Annotated in this window: 23 protein-coding genes and 1 pseudogene; 22 read left to right on the forward strand and 2 right to left on the reverse strand. The window is 43.5% G+C overall.

Annotated features, from left to right (window positions below; all coding sequences use genetic code 11):
• The first annotated feature begins 30 nt into the window (after positions 1-30).
• Genes G590_RS0114120 through G590_RS0114130 form a run of 3 tightly spaced genes read left to right on the forward strand, consistent with a single transcriptional unit; the run spans position 31 to position 3,324 of the window.
• The gene (locus G590_RS0114120) at positions 31-1,662 is read left to right on the forward strand and encodes an ABC transporter substrate-binding protein (RefSeq protein WP_022766312.1); all 1,632 of its coding nucleotides are present in this window, start codon (positions 31-33) and stop codon (positions 1,660-1,662) included.
• 28 nt (positions 1,663-1,690) lie between these two features.
• Positions 1,691-2,527 (forward strand): class I SAM-dependent methyltransferase, encoded by an 837-nt coding sequence (locus tag G590_RS0114125; protein ID WP_255344700.1) that lies wholly within the window; start codon positions 1,691-1,693, stop codon positions 2,525-2,527.
• Between the two features lie 56 nt (positions 2,528-2,583).
• Positions 2,584-3,324 (forward strand): DUF4198 domain-containing protein, encoded by a 741-nt coding sequence (locus tag G590_RS0114130; protein ID WP_022766314.1) that lies wholly within the window; start codon positions 2,584-2,586, stop codon positions 3,322-3,324.
• An 18-nt stretch (positions 3,325-3,342) separates the two neighbouring features.
• On the opposite strand, the gene G590_RS0114135 is transcribed toward G590_RS0114130, so the two are convergent.
• Positions 3,343-4,296, reverse strand: a complete 954-nt coding sequence (locus tag G590_RS0114135) for a M14 family metallopeptidase (protein ID WP_022766315.1) — start codon at positions 4,294-4,296, stop codon at positions 3,343-3,345.
• Between the two features lie 86 nt (positions 4,297-4,382).
• Entirely contained in the window at positions 4,383-4,913 is a 531-nt protein-coding gene (locus tag G590_RS0114140; protein WP_196802503.1) for a TetR/AcrR family transcriptional regulator, read from the reverse strand.
• A 215-nt stretch (positions 4,914-5,128) separates the two neighbouring features.
• On the opposite strand from G590_RS0114140, the gene G590_RS19700 reads away from it, so the two are divergent.
• From G590_RS19700 to G590_RS0114240, 19 genes and pseudogenes are all read left to right on the forward strand, one after another.
• Positions 5,129-6,616: a radical SAM protein gene (locus tag G590_RS19700; RefSeq protein WP_022766317.1), complete on the forward strand. Its 1,488-nt coding sequence runs from the start codon at positions 5,129-5,131 to the stop codon at positions 6,614-6,616.
• Between the two features lie 104 nt (positions 6,617-6,720).
• Positions 6,721-7,293: a hypothetical protein gene (locus G590_RS0114150; RefSeq protein ID WP_022766318.1), complete on the forward strand. Its 573-nt coding sequence runs from the start codon at positions 6,721-6,723 to the stop codon at positions 7,291-7,293.
• A 440-nt stretch (positions 7,294-7,733) separates the two neighbouring features.
• Positions 7,734-8,816, forward strand: coding sequence for a DUF5688 family protein (locus G590_RS0114155; protein WP_022766319.1), 1,083 nt, complete (start codon positions 7,734-7,736; stop codon positions 8,814-8,816).
• Between the two features lie 107 nt (positions 8,817-8,923).
• Positions 8,924-9,151, forward strand: coding sequence for a hypothetical protein (locus G590_RS0114160; protein WP_022766320.1), 228 nt, complete (start codon positions 8,924-8,926; stop codon positions 9,149-9,151).
• A gap of 2 nt (positions 9,152-9,153) precedes the next feature.
• Positions 9,154-9,600 (forward strand): hypothetical protein, encoded by a 447-nt coding sequence (locus G590_RS0114165; RefSeq protein ID WP_022766321.1) that lies wholly within the window; start codon positions 9,154-9,156, stop codon positions 9,598-9,600.
• Positions 9,601-9,611: 11 nt separating this feature from the next.
• Positions 9,612-10,091: a PcfB family protein gene (locus G590_RS0114170; RefSeq protein WP_022762214.1), complete on the forward strand. Its 480-nt coding sequence runs from the start codon at positions 9,612-9,614 to the stop codon at positions 10,089-10,091.
• Positions 10,088-11,851, forward strand: coding sequence for a VirD4-like conjugal transfer protein, CD1115 family (locus G590_RS0114175; protein WP_022766322.1), 1,764 nt, complete (start codon positions 10,088-10,090; stop codon positions 11,849-11,851). Before G590_RS0114170 ends, G590_RS0114175 begins: the two co-directional genes overlap by 4 nt.
• Before the next feature lie 228 nt (positions 11,852-12,079).
• Positions 12,080-12,292 (forward strand): Maff2 family mobile element protein, encoded by a 213-nt coding sequence (locus G590_RS0114180; RefSeq protein ID WP_026494173.1) that lies wholly within the window; start codon positions 12,080-12,082, stop codon positions 12,290-12,292.
• Between the two features lie 149 nt (positions 12,293-12,441).
• On the forward strand, positions 12,442-13,308 hold the full coding sequence (locus G590_RS0114185) for a VirB6/TrbL-like conjugal transfer protein, CD1112 family (protein WP_022766324.1): 867 nt from the start codon (positions 12,442-12,444) through the stop codon (positions 13,306-13,308).
• 18 nt (positions 13,309-13,326) lie between these two features.
• Positions 13,327-13,716, forward strand: coding sequence for a PrgI family protein (locus tag G590_RS0114190; RefSeq protein WP_022762209.1), 390 nt, complete (start codon positions 13,327-13,329; stop codon positions 13,714-13,716).
• A gap of 16 nt (positions 13,717-13,732) precedes the next feature.
• Complete coding sequence (locus tag G590_RS0114195; protein WP_026494174.1) at positions 13,733-16,120, forward strand: VirB4-like conjugal transfer ATPase, CD1110 family; 2,388 nt, start codon at positions 13,733-13,735, stop codon at positions 16,118-16,120.
• 18 nt (positions 16,121-16,138) lie between these two features.
• Entirely contained in the window at positions 16,139-17,893 is a 1,755-nt protein-coding gene (locus G590_RS19705; protein ID WP_022766326.1) for a C40 family peptidase, read from the forward strand.
• 12 nt (positions 17,894-17,905) lie between these two features.
• Positions 17,906-18,247 carry a hypothetical protein gene (locus G590_RS19710; RefSeq protein WP_022766327.1) on the forward strand — a complete coding sequence of 114 codons (342 nt, stop codon included), beginning with the start codon at positions 17,906-17,908 and terminating at the stop codon, positions 18,245-18,247.
• Complete coding sequence (locus G590_RS19715; protein ID WP_022766328.1) at positions 18,234-19,034, forward strand: DUF4366 domain-containing protein; 801 nt, start codon at positions 18,234-18,236, stop codon at positions 19,032-19,034. Before G590_RS19710 ends, G590_RS19715 begins: the two co-directional genes overlap by 14 nt.
• Positions 19,035-19,162: 128 nt before the next feature.
• Complete coding sequence (locus G590_RS19720; protein ID WP_022766330.1) at positions 19,163-20,347, forward strand: ArdC-like ssDNA-binding domain-containing protein; 1,185 nt, start codon at positions 19,163-19,165, stop codon at positions 20,345-20,347.
• A complete protein-coding gene (locus G590_RS19725) occupies positions 20,347-20,760 on the forward strand; it encodes a hypothetical protein (RefSeq protein WP_035763376.1) in 414 nt (137 codons plus the stop codon). Before G590_RS19720 ends, G590_RS19725 begins: the two co-directional genes overlap by 1 nt.
• Before the next feature lie 7 nt (positions 20,761-20,767).
• Positions 20,768-21,529, forward strand: coding sequence for a helix-turn-helix domain-containing protein (locus G590_RS21860; RefSeq protein ID WP_022766331.1), 762 nt, complete (start codon positions 20,768-20,770; stop codon positions 21,527-21,529).
• A 1-nt stretch (position 21,530) separates the two neighbouring features.
• Positions 21,531-21,866, forward strand: a complete 336-nt coding sequence (locus G590_RS0114235) for a plasmid mobilization protein (RefSeq protein ID WP_022766332.1) — start codon at positions 21,531-21,533, stop codon at positions 21,864-21,866.
• A gap of 132 nt (positions 21,867-21,998) precedes the next feature.
• Positions 21,999-22,282 (forward strand): annotated as a pseudogene (locus tag G590_RS0114240) (MFS transporter); the annotation flags it as partial.

Raw genomic sequence — 22,282 nt, forward strand, 5'->3', positions numbered from 1 at the left:
ATTATGAAAAAGTGAAGAAAGGAAGAAAGGATGAAAAAAACTTTATCTGTGTTTTTGACACTGACACTGACTATGACAATGCTCATTGGCTGTGGCAAGAGCACCCCAACGGCTGTGGAGAGCACTACTTCCACTGACACAAATGCTCAGACAGAGGTGGCAGCAGATACCTCTGCAAACACTTCAGAGACGACATCTGATGTTGCCAAGACTATGGTCATAGGTGACACAACATTTAACGCTGAGAACTGGGAGGAGACGATAGATCCTCACAGGACCTACAATGGATGGCCATGCATTCGTTATGGTGTAGGCGAGACACTGGTACACTATACCGATACCATGGAGCTTGAGCCCTGGCTTGCTACTGCATGGGAAAACGATGGAAATCTCACCTGGACCATCACACTCAGGGATGGAGTAAAGTTTTCCAGTGGACGTGATATGGATGCAGAAGCTGTAAAGCAGTGCTTTGAACACCTTCTTGAGAACCACGATCGTGCACCCAGTGATACAAAGATCGCTGACATTAAGGCAGAGGGACAGATTCTTACAATCACAACATCAGAACCTAATCCTGCACTTATGAACTATCTTGGTGATCCTTACGGATGTATCATTGATGTTGATGCTTCTGATTTTGATGCCGGAGTGGCTGTTGGAACCGGCCCTTATGTTGCTGTGGATATGGTAACAGATGATCACCTCACACTTGAACCCAACCAGTATTATTGGAATGGAACGCCTAAGCTCAGTCAGCTTACCATCCGTACTCTTTCAGATGGTGACACACTTTCTGCAGCTCTTCAGGCAGGTGATATTGATGCTGCTTATGGTATGGCTTATGAGGCATATCCTAATTTCGAAAATGGTAATTATCAGTTCTCAAGTATCCAGACATCAAGAGCTTTCTTTGGCTCAATGAACATGACAAGTGACATTATAAAGGATGATGCGGTAAGAAAAGCAATCGCAATGGGCATCAACAAGCAGGGCTTTGTTGACAATCTGCTTGACGGACACGGTGTTGTAGGCCATGGTGCTTTCCCTGATGGTTTCTCAACCTTCGGTGGTGATAAGATCACAACAGAAGATTATGATCCAGAAGGAGCAAAAGCTGTGCTTGAGAAAGCCGGCTGGGTTGATTCTGACGGAGATGGCATTCGTGAAAAGAATGGTACAAAGCTTACTATTAGATGGCTCACATATCCTAGCCGCCAGGAGCTTCCGCTTCTTGCAGAGTCAGCACAGGCTTCTCTTAAGGATATTGGAATAGAGGTTGATATCAACTGTACAGCGAACAGGCGTGAATTCCTTGCAGATATGACAAGCTGGGATATCTACGCATCTGCACTTGTAACAGCACCTTCAGGAGATCCTCAGTACTTCTTTACAACAAGCTGCCTGCCGGAAATGAGCTATAATTTCGGTGCATATGAGAATAAAGAAGTAAGTGCTATGATCGAAGAGCTTTCAACAGAGTTTGATACTGCGAAGCGTGCTCAGCTTGCAATTGATCTTCAGCAGGCAATTCTTGACGAAAATGCTTATGTATTCTGCTCATTCCTTCAGATGAACATGATATCCAAGTCAAACGTTACAGGATGGACAGCACATGCATGTGACTACTATGAAGTAACAGCAGACCTTGATATTAACTAATGATGGTTTGAAAAACAGGGGATAGCATTTGCCATCCTCTGTTTTTTCTATTAAAATTTGCAATGTTTATGCGATTTGTGATAGACAGGAAACTGTATATATGAGTGAATTAGAAAAAATCTCTTTTGAAGAAGAATCAGAGGAGATCAAGGATAAAGTAATATCATATTGGACAAAAAGGTCTGAGAGCTTTTCGGAGCAGAGGCATGACGAGATCCACAGCTATAAGAGGCAGCTCTGGCAGGCGGAGTTTTTGAGATACTTTTCTAAAGAGGACAAGCTTTCTGTCTTGGATGTGGGTTGCGGAACAGGATATTTTGAAATGGTTCTGTCTGATTTTGCCTGCCAGGTGACAGGGATTGACCTTACTCCGGACATGATAGAACGGGGCAGGGATCTTTTGAAAAGGCATGACTCTAGCGCTAAACTCATGGTCATGGACGCGGAACACCCTGATTTTCCGGATGAGAGCTTTGACGTAGTAGTCAGCAGGAATCTCACCTGGACTCTGCCACATCCGATAGAAGCTTATAAGGAATGGCAGAGGGTTCTAAAGCCCGGGGGAATTTTGCTGATTTATGACGCGGAATATGCCAAGGGGTTCCATCATTACAATCAGGAGGATAACCTGGCCCACAAAAAGGTCAGCGAATCAATGGACAGAGAGTGCCATGAGATCTATCACATGCTCACTATCAGTTCACTGGACAGACCACAGTGGGATAAGGAAGTTCTTGCAGGGCTTGGTTTCGAGAATATAGAAACTGACCTTGGCGCAGGGGACAGGCTCTACGGCGAGAAGGATGAGTTCTATATGCCGGATCGGATGTTCCTTATAAAGGCACAGAAGTCTGGGGAGAATTGATATTGCCTGTGCTAAATGGCATGGATGAATATTAAAATCGGAAGAGGTATATAGATATGAGACGCGGAATAGATACAACAGATATGATGGTATACGGGCATGAGGCCTGGATCGTAACAGATAAATCAGTATATGAGCTGGGAGAAGAAGTCTGCGGAATAATGAGGTGGGGCCACAATATGAGACCTGACGGGTTCTTCCGCCTTGATGAGATAAGGGCCTTTGCCACAGATGAAAAGGGCAACAGGATTGCTATCACCCCTGTAAAGGGCCCGGTTGATGAGCAGGGAGATTACTATGAGCTTCGTTTTACTCCCACATCTACGGGGATTTATACTCTGATGTGCATCTACGACAACAACTATGTAAGGAATGAGAAGGACGAGTATTTTGAAGGCGACAGGCGAACATACCCTGACATCCTTGAAGCCAAGAACTATCCACAGATTTACGAGACCTGCATCACTGTAGGAGAGAAGAGCGGCACAATAGATTTCATCCACGAGTCCAGAGTGAGCTTCATTCCTGACCCCTGGGAGAGCGACACAGATGTGCTTCATCTCACACTGATCTTTGACAAGTTCCCTGTTAAGAGTGCTTCCTGCATCGTAGTCCACTACGATGGAAAAGAGTATTTTGAAAGATTTTTGAATACTGATGAGAATGGAAAGATCTTCTTTAACGTTGAGAAAAAGGGAATCTACATGGCAGTAACAAGAAAAGATCTTGATGAAGGTATCGAAGGTATTTACGAGGGCAAGGGAGTTGCCTCAACCTTCACTTATGTAAAAAGGTAAAAATCTAAAAGGATGCAGTCAGCCTGCATCCTTTTGTATTACACCGTATGTTACCATCGGACCATCCTTGATGATGCTTAAGGATGCTGTCTGATAGGTAAGAACACCGTCGTTTTCCGCGATGGCAGTGTGGATCGTCTTTCCAAAATAGTCCCGGATTTCTCCGAGCTTTTCTCCCTTTTTAAACTTATCGCCAACTTTTTTGTAAGGATACCAGCAGCCGGTACATGGGGCGATGTCGCTTAATTCCCGAAGCTCTGTCTTTGGGTATGTCTTATATTCTCCTTCAAGTAATCCTAAGCATCTCAGAATATTGTAAACATCCTCTTTGTCGGCCTGGACTTCTTCGGGAGGGCAAAGACTGAGCTGCCCACGCTCTATAAGCACGCTGGGGATTCCTGCCATGGAAGCCAGGTTGTAGGCACCACCGGTAGTACAGGTGGATCTTACATAGTAGGAAGTGTTGATACAGTCTATCATCTCTTTTGACACTTTATGTGCAGGAGCTTCTCCGACATAGTATGCGTAGGGGATGAGAGCCTCGTATCCGTCTCCGCTGTGGAGGTCAATGTAGGCATCCACATTCTTGATAAAAGTCTCAAACAGAAGATGAGCAAGGCGATCTGCTTCAGTACCTTCCTTGTCTCCCGGGAAAACCCTGTTCAGGTTCTTGCCATCTTCAAATACTAAAGACATGGTTCTGTTCTCGAACCCGGACCTGTTGGCCAGGGGGATTATGATCACATTGCCGGTAAGGTCAGCAGGAGCTATCTCATTGGAGAGCTCTATGGCTGCCTGTATCCCTACGTATTCAGCATTGTGTATCCCGGCGGTAATAAGGACCGTCTTACCCGGTTTTTCACCGCAGATTATGACGTGGGGGATATGTATCTCTGTCCCGACAACGTGAATGTGGTCCTTTATGGTTTTGCCCGGCTCAAGAGTATGGCCGGCGATGGTAATGTTATTCATGCTGATACCTCTTTTCATTGGCAAGGTTAGCATGACAAAGACCTCTTCACAAGCCCCTAGGGGGGATATTTGAGTGCGGAAACTATTTATGGCAGCCTGTTCATGTTGTTCTCAAAGAAATCCACACAGATATCAGCCATTTGTTTTTCATCCTCCTTCATCCCATCCCTGAACCAGCTGATTAGTATTTGGAAAAATGCAGCTTCGGAGGCGATTCTGATATAATTGATCTCCGTATCCGCTGTAGGATAAAGAAGCTTTGAAATTGATTTGCCGGAAAAAAGCTCACTCTGCAGGATTCCGGCCTGGTCAAACAGGGCGAGTATATCCTTATCCTCGCGGACAGTACGGAATACATCTTCAAACCACTGGTGTGGGTTCGCATGCAATTCCGGTTTTGAACTAATGTCTGCTATGCGCCTTATCATTTTATCGCCAAGCTCATGTAAAATATCTTGTTTATCAGTATAGTTGCGATAGAATGCCGTTCTGGATACTCCGGCACGGCGCACGATATCACTGACTGTAATCTTTTCGTACGGATGCTCACTCATGAGATGCATAAGTGAAAGCTGCAGACACTCTCTTGTCAGCTGATTGGACTCTTTGTTATTCATTCTCAGAACTTCTTTTTTCTGCATTTCTGTTAATAAATCTTTTGAATTTTTCACTTTCCCCCTTTGACGTTACAAAAAAAACAAGTATGTAACATCATTTCACGTAAACGTATTATTGTAATGTCCGATGCTATGGGCATTGTAGCTTTTATACTGTGGTGTTACACTTGTAACAACAGAACAATTATAACATCACATGAGGAGGTATAACAAGTATGGAATTGGCAAAAAACATTTCTCACAAAGTACAAAGGCAGGCGTTCAGTATGCTTATAGACAAGTTTCTTGCAAACCTCGATAAATCAGAGAACAGAACAGCAACTTATCTAAAACTGGTAGATCAGGCAGAAAAATTCTGGGGAAAAGATGGAGCCAGGAAAGAAAGCCTTGATAAGGTAAGGAATGCATTTAAGAATCCTGATAACAGATGGGTGAAATTCCTGAACCAAGTAATAGATGAGACAGATCCTCATGTTGCAAAGATGATGATGCTCAATCTCGGCTATGAGGCATTTTTCAGAGGTACAAAAATGATCAGAGCGAATAGGGAAAAGTACGGATGTAATATCCCCTGGCTTATTCTCTTTGACCCTACAAGTGCTTGTAACATGCACTGTGCCGGATGTTGGTCAGGTACTTATGGCCCTAAGCACAATCTGTCTTTTGAAGATATGGACAAGATCGTTACTCAGGGAAAAGAGTTGGGAATATATCTTTACATGATGACAGGAGGAGAGCCTCTTGTAAGGAAGAAAGATATATTGAAACTGGCTGAAAAGCACAATGATGTTGAGTTTTCTATCTATACCAACTCAACACTTGTTGACGAGGATTTCTGTAAAGAAGTTGTAAGACTTGGAAATCTCACATTCCAGCTTTCTATTGAGGGAACTCCTGAGACTAATGACGCAAGGCGTGGTCTGGGACATTATGATGCTGTAATGAATGCCATGGATCTGTTCAAGAAGTATGGAATTGTCTATGGAACTTCTATCTGCTACACAAGACAGAATATTGAAGCAGTCACAGATCCTGAGTTTATAAAGTTTATATCCGAAAAAGGTGCAAGATTCGGATTCTTCTTCCACTATATGCCGGTTGGAAATAACGCTGTTCCTGAGCTTATGCCTACTGTAGAACAGAGAAGGAAAATGGTGGATCAGATACGATTCCTTAGAAGCGATAAGTGTGACATTGGCTTCTTCCCTATGGACTTCCAGAACGATGGGGAAGCTGTTGGCGGCTGCATAGCCGGAGGAAGAAACTACTTCCATATCAATTCAAATGGAGATGCTGAGCCTTGCGTATTTATCCACTTCTCCAATGCAAATATACATACTCATTCAATACTTGGGATACTTCAAAGCCCTCTTTTCATGGAGTATCACAAAGGTCAGCCGTTTAATAAGAACCATTTAAGACCTTGCCCTATGCTTGAAAACCCTAAGCTTTTAAGGGAGATGGTTGAAAGATCCGGTGCCCATGGCACAAACGAAGAATCAGAGGAAACCGTTGAACATCTTTGTGCTAAATGCGATAATTACGCTAAAGAGTGGGGGGCTGTTGCAGATGATATCTGGGCTGGTCAGAAACACTATAAGAAGGCGTATGAGAATTATGCTAAAAAGGACGAAAAGCCTCTAAATATCGTTGCGTTTAGGCACAGACCCAGACATCAATGGTCTATACATAAAAGAGCGTAAAAATATCATGTATTTGGTAAATAATAAAACCTTACACAAAAAGAGTAGCAAAACTTTATATGGAATAATGCGATACAGTATCGCAGGCATGAGCGGAACGGCTGTTGAATGGCGTGGGATTCCCGGACATAAAGCTGATAGAACCTTTATCAGAGGCGTTGGGGGTCAGTATTCTGGAAATAATGCAATCGGAGAAAGCCGTAACACCTGATGTTTCTAAAGAAAATGCATCAGATGCAATTGCAAATGTGATTGATGTTGTAGAATATCAGCGGAAAATAGAGAGAAACAGAGGGCTTGCAATGATGCTCTCATTGAATATGGCTCTATCGATATTTGTCGGAGTGACAACATATAAGATAACTGAAAGAAAGTGGTTAGCTCTCCTCATTGTATGTGCTGTAATATGTCTGTGTTATGCGTCTATGCTGTTCACATGGAAAGTTGCTAACGCGACCGGAGATTTTAGCGCATTTGCAGGTGTTAAAGATGGGGACCATTCACAAATAACACAAGCTAAGTTGCGTAAAATAGTGTGTTTTTCGGGAATCTTGGGAATGATTGTTCAAGGCCTTTTGGTTGTCTATGAACTGGCTCGGTTACCTCAAAACGGAATAGTTTTATTTGGGGGCATTGTTGCATATGTTGTAGCCTTACTTATCTGTTGCTGTAAATAAAAAGGGAGGAGCAGCTATACGCTACTCTTGGCTATGTTATTATGCATCTGACTCTAAATGGTAATGGCACATGGAATCAGGAGAAGGCCGAGTTTGTGCTGGATAGGTAAAAACTACTGGAATATACTTTATATTTCACGATAGATTAGGAACACAAATCTAGATTTGGAGTAATTTGAAAAAGTTTACCCTGACTTTACCCCAACATTACCTCGACTTTACCCCAAGTTTACCCCTCTCGTCACTTTTCAATCGATTTTAGGCATGATATTATTATAATGCGCCAAGTGATACGGATTGCAGAAATGAAGTCCGAACCATGAGGCGTTTTTCTTTTGCAAAAGAATATTTTTTTGTTCTGGCACTGTGTTGTGATGAATACGTCATGACCGGTGCTTTTTTCGTGCCAATAATTATTTGAAAAGAGAGAGGAAAACAACATGGATTTTGAAACATTTAAAGAGAATCTGGTAAGGGACGTTAAGGAAGCGCTTGATGCAAGAAACGGTGGAGACACACTGGTAGAGACCAGAACTGTAGATAAGATGAACGAGACCTACGAGGCAATCACTGTAAAGCCGGAGGACAGCATCATCGGAGTAAATCTTAACGCAACAGCTCTTTACAAGGAGTATGAGGACGGAAGATCTTACGATTCTATTGTAGAGGGAGCTGCTGATATGGCGGACAACGCTCTTAAGTCCAGACCTGAGTTTGATGTGGATGCATTCAGTGATTACAGCAAGATGAAGGATTCACTTGCCATGGAGGTTGTTTCCAAAGACAGAAATGCGGACCTGCTTGAGACTGTTCCTCATAAGGATATTGAGGACATGTCAGTGGTTTATCGCTTCGTGATCGGAGATACAGCCCAGGGTACAGGAACAATCCTTGTGACAAATCAGATGATTGATAATTACGGAATCACTGCAGACCAGCTCCATGAGGATGCTGTGAAGAATGCTCCTGAGATCAGACCTCTTGTTATCGAGGGCATGGCAGAAGTACTTGCCAAGCAGATGGGAGTTGAGGACCTTGAGATGCTTGGTCTTAACATTCCACCTGAGCAGGAGCAGATGTTTGTTGCATCTGTAGAAGGAAACGTTCACGGAGCCGGAGTTCTGGCTTATGAGGATTTCATGGACAAGGCTTCTGAAAGAGTTGGAGGTCAGAGCTTCTTCATCTTACCCAGCTCTATACATGAGCTTTTGATCATCCCTGACAATGGCAACTTTGACCTCAAGAGCCTTGAGAACATGGTAAAAGAGGTAAATGCCACAACTGTGGATCCTGCAGACCAGCTCACAGACAACGTATATCACTACGATGCTCAGGACAAGGTATTTGAGCTTGGTGAGAAGTTTGTAGAGCGTCAGGCTGAAAAGGAGACAAAGATTCACGAAGCTTCTGAGAAGAAGTCACTTCTTGGAGACCTTAAGGCAGCCAAGGATGAGGCGGCAAAGACACCTCACAAGGATGCTGCTGAGATCGGCACTAAGACAAAGGGTGAAGCAACACTCTGATAAAACCCTTCACTAATATGGGAATAAGATAACGGCGCCGGGCTGATGTGCACACTAAGCCTGGCGCTGTTTTTAAAGACATTTTCTAAGAACGGGGAGAGAAGAGGATGAGTAAAGGCAGAGAACGTCAGAGAGCCAACAAAAGGAAGGCTCAGGAGCGAAAAGCGCTGAACTGTTCAAGGTTTAGCTGCAGGGATTTGAATCCAATTCCGCAGGGAGGGATCAAGCCGCAGAATTGTAAAACGCCTTGTTCCTATGGAACAGGAAAACCATTCTGCTATCCATGCATGGCTAAGATCATGGACGAACACAGAAACTCAAGAAAGGCGGCTTAAAGATGGAAGAGCTAAAAATACAGATAGAGCTGGATCCGGTCAATGACAAGATAATCCAGTTTCCGGGGAACGCAAGAAAAATAAAGAGCGATATCAGTAATCCAATGGCTCTTGTGGTAGGAACGGACAGTAATTTTCGTACAGTGAGTACCAGAGAGTTGGACAGGATGCTGGAGGCTCTGGGTGATGATGGATTGGCATATTCGCTTTGTGATGATTATGCAATGGTATTTTCAAGCAAAGCCATAGTATATACGGAGTTTGGAAACTACCTTGTGGGAAGTGCCGTGTTTATGAAGACGGGCAGAGATTCCAGGATAAAGGAACTTTCAGATTTGGACATAAAGGCGATAAGAACTCTGTTTGAGAGGAGTCTTGTAAAGCTGAGCTGCGCATCAGTCAGCTTTAAAGCATTTCCGCTTGAACATGACTATGGCGAAGCTGCATGAGGTAACTGCCTATGAATAATGGTGAGACTTCAAAGGAAGCCATAAGGTTTGTGATAAATGTTGCCAGAGTTTCCGGGAGTGGCCTCATAAAGGGAATAAAGATCTATATGAGGAACCATGAAAAGAGACATAATGCTCCGAAAGAAGGTAAGCAGACGGTAAAGGAACTTATTAAACAGGGGCAGGGTGCTTCAAGCATGGAAGTAAGCGGTGAGAGCATCGGTACTTTCAAGAAGATTGCTAATAAATACGGAGTGGATTTTGCGATTGTAAAAGACAAAACAGCGGATCCGCCTCGTTATATGTGTTTTTTCAAGGCTAAGGACATGGATGCCATTACAGCTGTGGTAAAAGAGTATTCTGCAGAGATTGTGAAAAGAGGACAGAAGAAAGAAAAACCCAGTCTTGTGCAGCAGCTCCGTAAGCTTAAGGAAGAAATCTCAAAGAAGCCCCGCAAGGAAAAGACGAGATATAAGGAGAAAGTCAGATGAACAGAAAGCTGAAGAAGAAAATTATCCTTAATATCCCGTATGTTGCTGTGGGACTTTTCTGTACCAACCTTGGTGAAGCATGGAGAATAGCATGGGGAAGCAATATGTCTGAGAAAGTCCAGGGACTTGTCCTGTATGGCGGATTAAGTAAGGCATTTGCAAATATGCTTCCAAGTCTTCATCCGTTTGACCTTTGCGTTGGCATAGCTTTTGGAGCAGGGTTGCGGCTTGCAGTCTATATCAAAAGCAAGAATGCCAAAAACTTTCGTCACGGAAAAGAGTATGGATCAGCACGCTGGGGGAAACAGGAGGACATAGAGCCATTTGAGGACCCGGTGTTTGCAAATAATGTGATACTGTCACAGACAGAACGCATTACCATGAACAACCGGCCAAAGGATCCCAAACTTGCAAGGAATAAGAACGTCCTTGTGGTAGGTGGTTCTGGTTCCGGTAAGACAAGGTTTTTCATAAAACCGAATCTCTTACAGTTCCACAGTTCCTATGTATTGACTGATCCCAAGGGAACTGTAATCAATGAAGTAGGAAATGCTTTTGTGCAGGCTGGCTACAGGATAAAGATATTTAATACTGTGAATTTCAAGAAGAGCATGCATTTCAATCCGTTCCAATATATCCATTCGGAGTCTGACATATTGAAGCTTGTAACAACACTCATGGCAAATACCAAGGGTGAGGGCACTCCCGGAGATCCTTTCTGGGAGAAAGCCGAGAAGCTGCTTTATACAGCACTTATCGGCATGATCTATTATGAGGCTCCTGAGGAAGAGAGAAATTTTAATACACTTGTTGAAATGATCAATTCCATGGAGGTAAGAGAGGATGATGAATCATTCCAGAATGCAGTGGATATCCTGTTTTCAAGGCTTGAGAAAAAGAATCCTGATCACTTCGCAGTGAGGCAGTATAACAAATACAAATTAGCTGCCGGAAAGACTGCGAAATCTATTTTGGTTTCATGCGGTGCAAGGCTTGCCTGCTTTGACATTGAGCAGGTTCGTGAAGTGATGAGTTATGACGAGCTGGAGCTTGATACGCTTGGGGATAAGAAGACGATACTGTTCCTTATCATGTCAGATACGGACAGTACTTTTAATTTTCTTATCAGTATCATCTACAGCCAATTGTTCAACCTTCTTTGTGAAAAGGCCGATGATGTGTACGGTGGAAAGCTCCCTGTGCATGTACGCTGCCTCATTGATGAGGCGGCGAACATCGGCCAGATACCTAACCTGGAGAAGCTCATGGCTACCATACGAAGCCGTGAGATATCAGCCGCGCTGGTTCTGCAGGCAAAGTCACAGCTGAAGGCGATATACAAGGATAATGCAGAGACCATCTGTGCAAACTGCGATTCGCAGATATTCCTTGGCGGATCCGAGCAGTCAACGCTTAAAGATATAAACGCTACTCTCGGAAAAGAGACCATTGATATGTATAACACAGGTGAGTCCAGGGGAAGTCAGCCAAGCTACAACATGAATTACCAGAAACTTGGTCATGACCTTATGAGCATTGATGAGCTTTCTGTAATGGATGGCTCAAAATGTATTGTGCAGGTAAGGGGCATAAGACCTTTCCTGTCAGACAAATATGATCTTACGCAGCATCCGAACTACAAGTACACAGCGGATGCAGATAAAAAGAACTGGTTTGATGTGGAGAAGTTCCTTAGCCACAGAGTAGTTCTTAAACCTGATGATGAATATGAAGTCATCGAGGTAACTGATGAGGACTAAGATCCATTGCTATGTCGATAAAGGGCATGGCTCTAAAGGTCTTTTCCTATAAAAGCCTTTAAACAGGCAGGTGTGGCCACACGCAGGAAATCAGTCGACGGATTTTCTGCAGCAACTATCAACCGGCACTCAAAAAGGAGAGTGTCGCTAACCAACAAAAAATATTGGAAGGAGGATGCCAAAAACGCAGTAATATAAAGCTATGCTGCGTTTTTGGTTTTCAAAATCATGGCATTTTTTCAGAGTTCAATCACAACATTGCAGACAATCGTAATTGCCCTTGGCGCAGGCCTTGGAGTATGGGGCGGTATTAACCTTCTTGAAGGTTATGGAAATGACAATCCCGGGGCTAAGTCACAGGGAATGAAGCAGCTGATGGCTGGTGGCGGTGTTGCTCTTATCGGAACAACAGTAGTTCCTCTTCTTGCAGGACTTCTTTGATTTAGATCCTGCAGGATAATTACAACTGAATATTGGAAAGTAACTTTTGTGGACTGGTCATATGGGAAATCCCATAGCCAGTCCTTTTTTGATTCAACAAACAACTAAAAGTCCAGCGGTAAGCTGGCAGAAGAAACAGGAGGGATATTTTGGAAAGAGTATGGCAGGAACTGGAAGAACATCTCAAAGAGTACATAATCCCTTCCCTTATGACGCTGTTCCAGACCATGTTTGGATATGTGAATGATGAAGTCAGTGGTATTGCTTCTGATGTTGCAATGACACCATCGGCTTTTTCGCCATCGGTCTTTGGCATGGTAAGGAATGTTTCAGAAAATGTGATAATGCCGATTGCGGGCATAATACTGACATTTGTTGCGTGTTATGAGCTGATACAGCTTATCATCAGTTACAACAATCTGGCGAACTTCGAGACATGGTTTATTTTTAAGTGGATATTCAAGACAGCTATTGCGGTGGAAATCATTACACATACATTTGATTTTGCAATGGCAGTATTTGATGTGGCTAATCATGTGATATCAAGCGCGGGTGGAGTCATAGCTGCTTCCACAGCAATAGATTCCTCGGCACTTTCATCACTGCAGTCAACGCTTGAAGCCATGAATATTTTTGAACTTTTCGGACTGTATTTTCAGGTATCCATCATCTTCATAACAACCCTTATATTATCCAAGATAATATTTGTGATCATTTATGTGAGGATGATAGAGATCTATATGTACGTTTCCATGGCTCCAATCCCATTTGCAACATTCGGTAACAGGGAGCAGAGTGCTATGGGAATGAACTACGTGAAGAGTCTATTTGCCCTTGGTTTCCAGGGATTTCTCATCATGATTTGTGTAGGCATCTATGCGGTGCTCATACAGTCCATAGCATTTACAGGAGATATAGTCGGATCCCTCTGGGGAGTTGTGGGCTATACGCTTCTGCTTGCATTGTCCCTATTTAAGACAAGCACAGTTGCAAAGTCGGTATTACAGTGTATTTAAGGGAAAGGAGTAACAGATATGGCAGCTTCGTACATAAGCGTGCCAAGAGACTTAACGAAGGTCAAAAGCAAGGTGTTCTTGAATCTGACCAAAAGACAGCTCATATGTTTTACAGTGGCGGCACTCATAGGAGTACCGTCATTTTTTCTTATTAAGAGCGTGGCTGCGGTCAATGTGGCAGTAATGGGAATGATGGTACTTATGATGCCGATATTCTTTTTTGCCATGTATGAAAAGAACGGAAGACCTTTGGAAGTTTATCTTGGCCATTTTATACAGGCCGTTTTCATAAGGCCAAAGAAACGTCCGTACAAGACGGATAACTATTATGCAGCACTGGAGAGATGTGCTGCTACGCAGAAGGAGGTGGAGAAAATTGTTCGTGCTTCCATGGAAGAAAAAAGATAATTCCAGGGAATTTAAAATGCCCGAAGGATTATCACGAAAACAACAGGAAGAAGTAAAAGTAATCATAAAAAATGCAAGGAAGGACGATGGGACTCCAAGATCAGCCCAGCAGACACTTCCTTTTGAGAGAATGTTCCCGGATGGTATCTGCAGAGTAGGAGGGGATTTCTACACAAAGACGATACAGTTCCAGGACATCAACTACCAGCTTGCACAGCAGGAGGATAAAACAGAGATATTTGAGGAATGGTGTGGATTTCTGAACTTCTTTGACAGTTCGGTTCAGTTCCAGCTTTCATTCATGAACTTCGCAACAGAGATAGGGGATTTTGAGAAAAAGATAGCAATTCCCCATCAGGAAGACGGGTTCAACGATGTAAGGGATGAGTATTCTGGAATACTCTTAAAGAACATGCAGGCAGGTAATAACGGACTTACAAAAGTAAAGTATATTACTTTCGGTATCCATGCGGATTCAATGAAGTCCGCTAAACCAAGGCTGATCCATATTGAAATGGATATCCTTAACAATTTCAAACGTCTGGGAGTAATAGCTGAGACTCTTAACGGAGCACAGCGACTTGAACTCATGCACAGACAGACTCATATGGGAGATAATGCAAAGTTCCATTTCGACTGGAAGTATCTTGCTGGCAGCGGTCTTTCAGTAAAAGACTTTGTGGCACCAAGCTCATTTGAGTTCCCTAATGGAAGATATTTCAAGATGGGAGATACATGGTGTGCCATGAGCTTTCTTTCAATCGATGCTTCCGATGTGAGCGACAGGATGCTTGCAGATTTTCTTGGAATGGAATCCAGTCAGATCGTCACAATGCATCTTAAGTCAGTAGACCAGAACGAGGCTATTAAGACTGTAAAGCATACAATCACCGAGCTTGACAGAAGCAAGATTGAGGAACAGAAAAAGGCAGTAAGAGCCGGATATGATATGGAGATCATACCAAGTGATCTTGCGACTTATGGCAAGGATGCAAAGGCACTTCTTAAGGAATTGCAGTCACAGAATGAGAGAATGTTCCTTCTGACTTTCCTTATCATGAATACAGGAAAGACAAAGGAAGAGCTGGATAATAACTTATTCCAGGCTTCATCCATAGCACAGAAGCATTCCTGTAATCTGATAAGACTTGATTTCCAGCAGGAGCAGGGCTTTGTAAGCACACTGCCGCTTGCATATAACGAAGTGGATATCCAGCGTGGTATGACAACTTCAAGCACAGCTATTTTCGTGCCTTTCACTACACAGGAGCTATTCCAGGATCACAGGGGTGCTCTGTATTATGGACTTAATGCACTTTCAAACAACCTTATCATGGTAGACAGAAAGATGCTTAAGAATCCTAACGGACTTATCCTTGGTACACCAGGTTCCGGTAAGTCTTTCGCTGCAAAGAGGGAGATTGTAAATTCTTTCCTTGTAACAGACGATGACATCATCATTTCGGATCCTGAGCAGGAGTACAAAGCTCTGGTGGATTACCTTGGCGGTCAGGTGATAAGGATCAGTCCTACATCCACGCAGTATGTAAATCCCATGGATATCAACATGAACTATTCTGATGATGATAACCCGGTCATGCTGAAGGTAGATTTCATCCTTTCACTCATGGAGCTTATCATGGGTTCAAGGGATGGTCTGCAGCCTACGGAAAGAACAGTCATCGACAGATGTACAAGGGCGGTTTACAGGAAATATCTTGAAAATCCTGTGCCTGAGAACATCCCGATATTGGAAGATCTTTACAATGAGCTTTTAAAACAGGATGAGCCTGAAGCCAAGTATGTTGCAACTGCTCTTGAAATCTATGTAAGTGGTTCGCTTAGCGTGTTCAACCACAGAACAAACGTTGACATCAATAGCAGACTCGTTTGCTACGACATCAAGGATCTTGGTAAGCAGCTTAAGAAGATAGGAATGCTTATTATTCAGGACCAGGTATGGGGCAGGGTCTCAGCCAACAGAGAAATGGGAAGATCCACAAGGTACATCATGGATGAGATGCACTTGTTATTACGTGAGGAACAGACTGCAGCCTACACAGTGGAAATCTGGAAGAGGTTCCGTAAGTGGGGAGGTATCCCGACAGGCGTTACACAGAACGTCAAAGACTTTCTCGCAAGTGCTGAAGTTTCCAACATTTTCGAGAACTCAGACTTCATAATCATGCTTAATCAGGCCATTGGTGACAGACAACTTCTTGCCAAGCAGCTCAACATAAGTCCACACCAGCTTTCGTATGTAACACATTCGGGAGAAGGTGAAGGACTTATTTTTTATGGAAATGTCATTCTGCCATTTATAGACAGGTTCCCTAAGGACACCAAGATCTATAAGGCGATTTCCACCAAGTTCTCAGAATCTTCTGAGGATAAAGCTGCTTAAACAGACAGGAGATGAGTTATGGAAGAAGGATTATACACAAGGAATCCTCCGGGTGAGGAGGATTCTGCATCTCCGGAGGATAAGGCTCCGAGAGTGCATGGAAACAAATTAAAGAATAAGGATTCTGCCAGAAGATATTACGAACAGAAGCTCCGTACCGGTAAAGCTGATAACAGCATGACACCTGAGGAGAAACAGCACAGGGACAAAATAAAGAAACAGACACAGAAGAAGGCTGCAGAGGTCGAGAAGACAAGGAAAGCAGAGGAAGCAAAAAAGAAGGACCGAAATGTGAGTAAAAGCTCGGGAAATCTTTCGGATGCAGCATCGAAAACCGCAGCTGGAGTCGGAGTCATGTCAGATGTTGTGAACTCTACGGATGATGGCAAAGGAGAGAGTGCTGTTGCCGAGGAAGTTTTTGATATTGGCGGATATGTTGCCAGCGGTGCAGTCAGTCACGTTACTTCGAAGGTAAAAAGCGGTAAGTACAGCAAGAAAGTACATGGGAAAAGAGAACTTTCAGGCGGAAGTACAGATGCTGCAAAGGAAAGAGCAAGGAAAGAACTTCAGAGGAAAATGATACAGAAGCAGGCCAAGGCTGCAGAAGGCGGTGCCAAGTTTGGTGAAAAGGTAGGAGAAAAAGCCAGAGATGTAGTAAGTGCAATCGGTGAGTGGATGAAGAACTTTGCCGAAGAGCATCCCGTGATCAGCATAATCGTGGTTCTGATACTTCTTGTAGTGCTTGTATGCGCTGGATTTCTTAATTCCTGTGCAGCAATCGGATCCGGAGTGGGCGATGTGACCATAGTAACCTCTTATACTGCAAAGGATGAGGATATCTTAGCTGTAGAGGATGATTACAAGGAACTGGAAGCAGGGCTTCAAGACGAGATAGATGAGATTGATACGGATGGATATGACGAAGTTAATTACTATCTTGATGAAGTAGGGCACAATCCATATCAGCTTGCAGCGATACTTACTGTGATTTTTGAGGCTTATACAAGGGATGAGGTCCAGGCTAAACTACAGGAAATCTTTGAACTTCAGTATGAGATCACTACGGAAGAAGTTGTTGAGACCAGAGAAAGAGAGGTCGAAGACGTAAGGTGGGTTGAGGATGATTCCTACGAAGACGGCGGCTATTGGGAAGAGTATACCTATACCGAAGAATATGAGTACTACATCCTGAATGTCTATCTTGTAAATCACACCCTTGATGAAGTGGTTGAAGAGCTTGGCTTCACTGATGATGAGATGGCACGTTACGAAGTGCTGCTTGAGACCTATGGTAACAAGAAGTATCTCTTTGGCGAGGAAGATTATTACAACATCCCCGATGATCATCCCGGAGACAGAGACGACTATCATGTGCCGGGGGAATACCTTACAGATGAGCAGTTTGCAAGGATGCTCCATGAAGCTGAGAGTCATCTTGGAACACCTTATGTCTGGGGCGGTTACAGTCCTTCGGGATTTGACTGCTCAGGATTTGTGAGCTGGGTAATAAATCACTGTGGTAACGGATGGAACTTTGGAAGACTTACTGCAAACGGACTCAGGGCAAGAACAGACTATGTTCCAGCTTCAGAAGCAAAGCCAGGAGATCTTATCTTTTTCCAGGGCACATATGATACAGCCGGGGCGAGTCATGTCGGAATATATGTCGGCAACGGAATGATGATCCATGCAGGTAATCCTGTGAAATACTCATCAATCAACACGCCATATTGGCAGAGCCATTTCCTTGAATTTGGCAGGATTGGCGGTTAAGGGAGGACAGATATGTTTGAGAAACTGAATAAACTAAGAACTGAGCATGAAAAGGCCAAGGCAAGGTTAGAAGAAGCCAAGGCAAAGTATGAGGAAACAGAAGAAAAGCTAAATGCAGAGCTGGCTACAAGCATACTTGATGTGGTTGCACGAAAAGACTTCACACCGGAACAGCTTGCAGAGCACCTTGGCGTAGCTGATAAGGAAAAGACTGCTTCATCCAAGAGTAAGAAAAAAGAAGCAAAGCCTACGAAGGATGAAGATGCCGAGCCACTGCCTTTTACAGATGATACAGATGCTCGTGATACTGAAAATGATGGAATTATGGAGGATATCTTAAATGAAAGCTTTTAAGTTAATAACTGCCAAGGCAAAGGTACTTGGCTGCTCAGTGGCTCTTATGGGGTCACTTTTTTGTTTTACACCGGTAACTGCATTTGCAGGTGGATATGACTGCACCTGTGAGACCAAGTGTACTGAGGATCATGTTGATGAAAACTGCAAACTTTGCAAGCAGGACTATCGTAACTGCGAGGGCAAGGAGCCTGAGATAGAGGAAAAGTGGGGACCACTTACTCCGGATGGAAACATGGAACTTGTTGATGATTACGGAAGTCTTGAAGCCGGTGGCAAGCAGTTCATTACTGTTATGACCAAGAACGGCAACTACTTTTACATCATTATTGACCGTGATGATGACGGTAATGAGAAGGTTCACTTCCTCAACATGGTTGATGAGTCAGATCTTTTATCTCTGATGGATGATGACCAGGTCAGTGAATATATCAAAGTTACAGGAATAGGTAAGGAAGAGGAAAAAGAGCCTGAGGTTGTTAAACCCGAACCACAGCCCGAACCTGAGCCGGAACCTGAACCAGTTGAAGAAAAGCCAGAGAAAGAGCCTGTGAATGTAACAGGAATCATGGCGATCATCCTTATTATTGCACTTGGTGGTGTAGGTGGATTCATGTATTACACATCAACAAAGAATTCAAAGAAGAAGTCCAGCGGTGAGGATCCGGATCAGGACTATGAAGACGAGGACTATCTTAAGAGCATGAGTTCAGATGATGACGATGATGAGATCCAGCTTGATAGTGAGCAGGCTGATGAGTCTTCAGGTGACGGAGGTGATGAGTGATGGCAAGAAAGTCAAGATATGTTGCATATGCAAAGAAAGCAAAAGGCGGCGTGAAAGGTGTAAAGAAGCAGGAGCCGGTAAAGGCTCCTGCTGGAGTTAAGGGCGAAAGAAAGTAAGAGGAGAAGCTTATGGATGAAAAAAATGCAAAAAACGGCAATGAATACCAGCGCCCATCCAATGAAGAAAAGCTGAAAGAGCTGACGGACAAGTTACAGGATGGTGTAAAGGCAGTCCGTGACAGTACAGAATACAAAAAGCTGCTTGCAACAATGGCAAAGTTTCCGCATTATTCCCTGAACAACTGCATGCTCATAGCGATGCAGAAGCCCGATGCTACTTTATGTCAGGGCTATAATGCCTGGAAAAAGATGGGGCGCTATGTAAGAAAAGGCGAGAAAGGCATAAAGGTCATAGCGCCAAGCCCTTATACAATCCAAAAGGAAGTGGATGTGCTGGATTCAAAAGGTCGCCCTGTTCTTGATCAGGACGGGGAGCCTGTGAAACAGACAAAGGAACTCAATCTCATGGGATTCAAGGCAGAGACAACCTTTGATATTTCACAGACGGAAGGAAAAGAGCTTCCGAGAGTCGGAGTTGATGAGCTTAAGGGCAGCATTGATAAGTATGAGTTCCTTATGGGAGTTCTTAAGGATATAAGTCCTGTTCCAATCGGTTTTGAGGATATCAGGAGTGGAGCTAAGGGATATTATCACATAAAAGATAAGAGGATCGCGGTTCAGCAGGGAATGAGTGAGCTGCAGACTCTTAAGACCTGTATTCATGAGATAACTCATGCGATGCTTCACGGAGATACAACTGAGAATATCAGCAAGAACCGCAAGGAACTTGAGGCTGAAGGCACAGCAAGTATTGTGTTATCTTTCATGGGCTATAACACAGATGATTACAGTTATCCGTATCTTTGTGGATATACATCCGATGCGGATATGAAAGAACTCAAGGCTTCGCTTGGAACAATCAGACAGACTTCATCTAGGATCATCAAGAAGATTGAGGATAAGCTGGGAGAGATCTACAAGGAGAGAAATCCTGAGATTGTAGCTGATAATGAGCCTGTGAAAGTTGCGGATAGTAAGGCGGTGAAAACAGCAAAGGATACTCCTTTGAGAGAGCCTGTGGAAAATCCGGAAAAGGTAGTTGCCGAGAGGCGAATACTTGGAACTGTAAGGATCTTGCCGGATGGATGGGGAGGCATGAAGCAGTCGCTTCTTGATAATCTAAGCCTTCGGAAGAACCAGATAAAAAATGATCCTGCGGCTAAGCCGGTAAAAAAAGATAGGGAGGTGTGTTGATGGGAACAGTAGATGATGGCTGGAAGGATGCATCCGATTTTGCAGATGAGCTTCCTTTCGGTAATTTTGAAGATGGCAGTGGTACAACACAGGCTTATGAAGCCGATGATATTGTCGGTAACTGCCCTGTGTGTGGTACGCATGTTGTAGAACGTGAAAAGGGATTCTTCTGTAACAATATGGACTGCAACTTTGCACTCTGGAAGAATAACAGATTTTTCCAGGCTATAGGCAAGGAGATGACCAGAGAAGTTGCGGATGACCTTGTGAATGGTGGAACAGTCAAGCTCGTTGACTGTAGGTCTCAGAGAACAGGAAATATATTTAGCTGCTATGTTGATCTTACAACTGACGAGGAGGGAAAAGCTCATTTCGAGATCCGATTTCCCAAAGGCGGGCGCAGAAGGGAGTGATATCGTTATGGAAAGAAGAACAGGAACACCCATTGAAAAGTGGGATGATGTTAATGGTAAGACTACAGATGCAACCGCTGTTTCTGTAAATGACCTGTCACAGGGCGAGAGGTTTATACAGCTTCGTGAGAGTACAGGTATGAACAGAACAGAGTTTGCAGATTATCTCGGTATTCCTTACAGAACAATGCAGGACTGGGAACGTGATGCGCGTACCATGCCAAACTATGTTTTCGCTCTCATCGAGTATAAGGTTACTGCTGAGTTTGGCTTAAGAGTTCCGCAGGAACTTGATCCTAACACAATCGGTAATGTCAGAAGAGGTCTTGAGGATCAGCTGGAGCAGAACGACAATATGATCGGTGATGGTGTGATCAACAATGTTGCTCCTCAGAATCCTGTGGAGAATATGAAGGATGACAATGCCAACGGAATTCCTGATGAACAAGAGAAATCCATAGAAGAACTTGAAGCTGAGCGCGACAACCTCACAAAAGAGCTATACGAATATGAAAGTAGTGTCGATATGTATATGCTCAGTAGAGGTGGAGAAAGTGATTATTCTGATGGCATGGTTGATGATATCATTGCAATGAGGCAAGAAATTGAAGCACTCGATGCAAAGATTGAGGGACTGCATGAACAACAAAAAATGGAATCTGTTAGCGTGAATGCCGAGAAAAAATCTCTTCTGGATCAGCTTCATGAGCTGAAACCAGAACCTTCGGAACGTTCTCACAGATCATTGCATCCCGAACTGGTACTGTGACATGGCAGTAAGTTATGGCGAGAGCATCCTTATCAAAATGACTCCTGAAGACATCAAGGCCATAGAAGCCAAGATGGAACTGGCTGGGATTAAGAACCGGAGCGCTTATATCAGAAAGATGGCAAGGGATGGATATATCATCAACCTGGATCTCTCGGATATAAAAGAGGTAATCAGACTCCTTCGTATCAACAGCAATAATATAAACCAGATTGCAAAGAAAGCTAATGAAACCGGAAACATATATCAGTATGATATTAAAGAAGTCCAGTCGCAGCTTGATGAAATCTGGGAAGCGGTAAGAGGAATACTTGAAAGATTGGCGAACATAAGCTGAGTTATGCGGCCATGGGAAAGGAATTATTTCTTTTCTCGTGGCCGCTTTTCTGATTCTGTTTGATGGTATAATGGTGGATGAATTTATATTCCAGATAATGAAATAAGCAAATCGGGATTAGTGGAGTAGAACATGGATAAAAAAAGGGCTTTGTCTGGCGCCATAATATTTATAACCCTGATGGGAATCGTAAGTCTGTTTTCGGACATGACTCATGAAGGCGCCAGAAGCATATTGGGCGAATATCTGAACCTCGCAGGGGCATCCGCTACAACCATCGGATTTGTGTCCGGTATAGGAGAATTGTGCGGGTATTCACTAAGGCTCATATCCGGATTTATAGCAGATAAAACGAAGAAATACTGGACATTTGTTATCACAGGCTATGTAATACAGGCTCTGGCGATTCCTGCACT

The sequence above is a fragment of the Butyrivibrio sp. XPD2006 genome (assembly GCF_000420865.1).
Taxonomy (GTDB): Bacteria; Bacillota; Clostridia; order Lachnospirales; family Lachnospiraceae; genus Butyrivibrio.

Excerpts from the sequence above, each read along its gene's own strand:
- G590_RS0114170 (WP_022762214.1), top strand. The coding sequence starts at position 9,612 with ATGAATAATGGTGAGACTTCAAAGGAAGCCATAAGGTTTGTGATAAAT.
- G590_RS19700 (WP_022766317.1), top strand. The coding sequence starts at position 5,129 with ATGGAATTGGCAAAAAACATTTCTCACAAAGTACAAAGGCAGGCGTTC.
- G590_RS0114190 (WP_022762209.1), top strand. The coding sequence starts at position 13,327 with ATGGCAGCTTCGTACATAAGCGTGCCAAGAGACTTAACGAAGGTCAAA.
- G590_RS0114195 (WP_026494174.1), top strand. The coding sequence starts at position 13,733 with ATGCCCGAAGGATTATCACGAAAACAACAGGAAGAAGTAAAAGTAATC.
- G590_RS0114155 (WP_022766319.1), top strand. The coding sequence starts at position 7,734 with ATGGATTTTGAAACATTTAAAGAGAATCTGGTAAGGGACGTTAAGGAA.
- G590_RS19710 (WP_022766327.1), top strand. The coding sequence starts at position 17,906 with ATGTTTGAGAAACTGAATAAACTAAGAACTGAGCATGAAAAGGCCAAG.
- G590_RS0114160 (WP_022766320.1), top strand. The coding sequence starts at position 8,924 with ATGAGTAAAGGCAGAGAACGTCAGAGAGCCAACAAAAGGAAGGCTCAG.
- G590_RS0114165 (WP_022766321.1), top strand. The coding sequence starts at position 9,154 with ATGGAAGAGCTAAAAATACAGATAGAGCTGGATCCGGTCAATGACAAG.
- G590_RS0114130 (WP_022766314.1), top strand. The coding sequence starts at position 2,584 with ATGAGACGCGGAATAGATACAACAGATATGATGGTATACGGGCATGAG.
- G590_RS0114235 (WP_022766332.1), top strand. The coding sequence starts at position 21,531 with ATGGCAGTAAGTTATGGCGAGAGCATCCTTATCAAAATGACTCCTGAA.
- G590_RS21860 (WP_022766331.1), top strand. The coding sequence starts at position 20,768 with ATGGAAAGAAGAACAGGAACACCCATTGAAAAGTGGGATGATGTTAAT.
- G590_RS0114140 (WP_196802503.1), bottom strand. The coding sequence starts at position 4,913 with ATGAATAACAAAGAGTCCAATCAGCTGACAAGAGAGTGTCTGCAGCTT.
- G590_RS0114135 (WP_022766315.1), bottom strand. The coding sequence starts at position 4,296 with ATGAATAACATTACCATCGCCGGCCATACTCTTGAGCCGGGCAAAACC.
- G590_RS19715 (WP_022766328.1), top strand. The coding sequence starts at position 18,234 with ATGAAAGCTTTTAAGTTAATAACTGCCAAGGCAAAGGTACTTGGCTGC.
- G590_RS19705 (WP_022766326.1), top strand. The coding sequence starts at position 16,139 with ATGGAAGAAGGATTATACACAAGGAATCCTCCGGGTGAGGAGGATTCT.
- G590_RS0114180 (WP_026494173.1), top strand. The coding sequence starts at position 12,080 with ATGGCATTTTTTCAGAGTTCAATCACAACATTGCAGACAATCGTAATT.
- G590_RS0114120 (WP_022766312.1), top strand. The coding sequence starts at position 31 with ATGAAAAAAACTTTATCTGTGTTTTTGACACTGACACTGACTATGACA.
- G590_RS19720 (WP_022766330.1), top strand. The coding sequence starts at position 19,163 with ATGGATGAAAAAAATGCAAAAAACGGCAATGAATACCAGCGCCCATCC.
- G590_RS19725 (WP_035763376.1), top strand. The coding sequence starts at position 20,347 with ATGGGAACAGTAGATGATGGCTGGAAGGATGCATCCGATTTTGCAGAT.
- G590_RS0114175 (WP_022766322.1), top strand. The coding sequence starts at position 10,088 with ATGAACAGAAAGCTGAAGAAGAAAATTATCCTTAATATCCCGTATGTT.